The following is a 2,588-nucleotide window of genomic DNA, read 5'->3' as shown; positions in this document are numbered from 1 at the left end:
GATCGGCGTCGCGGGCGTTGTCGAGCAGGATCAGCACCCGCCGGTGCGCGAGCAGGCTGCGGTACAGCGCTGCCTGGCCGTCGATACACCACTCGCGCGGACGTGACCCCGGGCAGGTGGTCGATGTCCGACGGATCAACGTCCCCTCGACGACCTGGAGGGAGCAGTCGACTGCCGGGGGGTGACGGTGGTCATGCCGTCTCCGGGCGTCGGGCGCAGAGGCTGTCGTGGCGTTGGTCCGGTGTCAGCGGGATCGCGAGAGGCTGGCCACGACCGTCGCAAGCGGCGCGTTCGTCAATGGGCTGCGGTAGGTCTTCCCTCATCGGTCACTCGCTGACCGGGACGCCATCGACAGGCGTCCCGGCTGCTCGACGCATGTCCGCACTACCACTTGATCCAGGTGAGGAAGAGGACGAAAGCCGTGCCGAGCACAATGCCGGTGAATTCAATGACTGCTTGAACCACCAGCTTAGAGCCGTCGGTGCCGGCCCAATCCGCGACAGCCCAGTCCCGGCCTGCGTACAGCGGTATGTCTGGCACAAGCTCTTCACTGGCTTCGAAGCCCAGACCTTCGATCTCACCCCTGCCCTGCTGCCCATCAGACAGGCGCCATACGCCCCGGCATCCGCCGTTGATGTCGCAGTCCACGTACCCCACCGTCGTCGCCTGCTGCCCGTCGAAGTACCGGTGGATCTTCTTGGCGGGGAACCACAACGACAGCGCGAGAGCACACAGGCACGCGGCCAGCAGCACCCGTTGCCACCACTTGAGCTCACTGATCAGGTCAGCGCTCCACGACATCACCCCCGCCACCTCGCGCTCGGCGCTGTCGGCGGGCCGGCCGGGTCACCGGAAGGGGGTATGAGGGTGCCGTTCAGCATCCGGGGCGGCAGAGGATCACTGCCAGGTTGGACTGTTGCCATCTCCGCACACTCGCCTTCCGTCACTTCTGCACCAGCGGCACCTCGAGAACGGAGCGTCCGATAAGACGCGCGGCCTCTTCGCCATAGTTCCGTGTGGCCTGCCGGTGCGTCGTCCCGCCACCTGATCCCGTACACCACACGACCAGCGACTCCGGCTGCAGTGCGCCGCCTCGGACTACGCGCCGCGGTCGGTACCGAATGCGGGAGACCGCGTGCCGATCTTCAAACGCCTGGCCGCCCGGCTTCCCCGGTTGTGATCTGGCAGTGGTGCCATGTGGTAGAACGCGGCACTCGGCATTGTGGTTCAGATGCGGCATTGTGCTTGTGTTGCTCGGTGGCCGGCTGGTTGTGCGGTCCGGTGCGGGGGTCGGGTGTCGATGTGGTGGCCGGCCGTGGAGTCGAAGCGTGCCCAGACGATCTTGCCGCGGGGCCGTTCGTTCGTCACGCCCCACTGGTCGGAGAGTTCGTCGACGATCAGCAGGCCTCGGCCGGAGGTGTCCTCGTTGGTGGGGTGCTGGACGGTGATCTGGCCGTGGTGGGTGTCGTGGACCTCCAGGCGGATGCCGTGGGAGTCGGCGTGCAGTCGTACCGTGAAGCCGTCGGGGGAGACGGTGGTGTGATCGACCGCGTTGCAGGCGAGTTCGGACAGGCACAGCACCAGGTCGTCCAGGCGTTCGGTCCGGTCCCATGCCAGGAGGGTGGCCGCGAGGAAGTGCCGGGCTGCGCGCACGGATTTGGTGTCGGCGGTGAAGTGCTTGTCTGTGGATCGGTGCATGACGGGCCTCGCTTGTCGAGCGGTGGCACGGTACCGGCGTCTGCGAGGGATCTGGATGGCTGACCGATCCGTGACCTTTTGACCAGCCTCATGTGGGGCAGGGCTGTCAGCCAGGACCTGACGCACCCAGGGACTGTCAGTCCCACCCTGGCGGGCCCGGCCCGCAAGGGTGGCTGGTGGCCTTTCCCGGCACCGGCACCGGCAGTGCCCGAGGCTGTGCGAGTCGTCCGACGGATTCGCTTGCCGCACGCGTCCTGCCGCGGCTGCCAGCCGGACCGGCTGAGACGGATCATCCTTGTGCAACGGTCTGACAGTGGTGGTTTCGGGCGCAGCTGGTCGTGGCGGACCGGCCGTTCACATGTACATAGGCACATGGAACGAAGGGCAGCTGAGCCGGGTATGTACCCGGTGATGCGCAGAAGTTCAGCTACAAAGGTTCTCAGGTTCTGTGGTGCGGAGCGGGTTGTCCACCGCCGCGACGTGCTTGGCGATGGGACCCAGGCCAGTAGGTCGGCGCCCGCGAAGCCAGATTTGGACTTCGGCTGAGCGGTGGGTGGCGTGTCATTGGGGTGGACCGGCCGAGTGGGATCTCCCGGTCAACGCGTGAGAGTGTGAAGTGAGGATGCGATGCGCGCGGTCATGAACAATGGCGGCATACAGACTGTCGATGTGCCGGAACCAACAGGGGATGGTGTGTGCCTGTCGGTCGTCTCAGCAGGGATCTGCGGAACGGATGTCAGTTTCGTCACGGCGGGAGTCTCTGGATTTGTGTACGGGCACGAGTTCGCGGGCATCGATGCCGAAGGGCGAGAGTGGTTCGTCGAGCCCACCATTTACGGTGGTGAATGCGAACAGTGCCGGCTCGGCCACACGCAGCGATGCATCGAGGA

The 2,588-nt window shown here is 66.0% G+C and carries 2 protein-coding genes and 1 pseudogene; 1 reads left to right on the top strand and 2 read right to left on the bottom strand.

The annotated features are described in order from the left end of the window. Positions 1–384 precede the first annotated feature (384 nt). Positions 385–801 carry a hypothetical protein gene (locus IE318_RS44220; RefSeq protein ID WP_189908468.1) on the bottom strand — a complete coding sequence of 139 codons (417 nt, stop codon included), beginning with the start codon at positions 799–801 and terminating at the stop codon, positions 385–387. A gap of 426 nt (positions 802–1,227) precedes the next feature. After that, entirely contained in the window at positions 1,228–1,698 is a 471-nt protein-coding gene (locus tag IE318_RS44215; RefSeq protein WP_189908467.1) for an ATP-binding protein, read from the bottom strand. A 627-nt stretch (positions 1,699–2,325) separates the two neighbouring features. On the opposite strand from IE318_RS44215, the pseudogene IE318_RS44210 reads away from it, so the two are divergent. After that, positions 2,326–2,588 (top strand): annotated as a pseudogene (locus tag IE318_RS44210) (Zn-dependent alcohol dehydrogenase); the annotation flags it as partial.

Origin of the sequence: Streptomyces spiralis, assembly GCF_014654675.1 — a bacterium.
GTDB classification, from domain to species: domain Bacteria; phylum Actinomycetota; class Actinomycetes; order Streptomycetales; family Streptomycetaceae; genus Streptomyces; species Streptomyces spiralis.
Note: the sequence above shows the minus strand (reverse complement) of the source record. Positions and strands in the feature narration are given on the sequence as shown.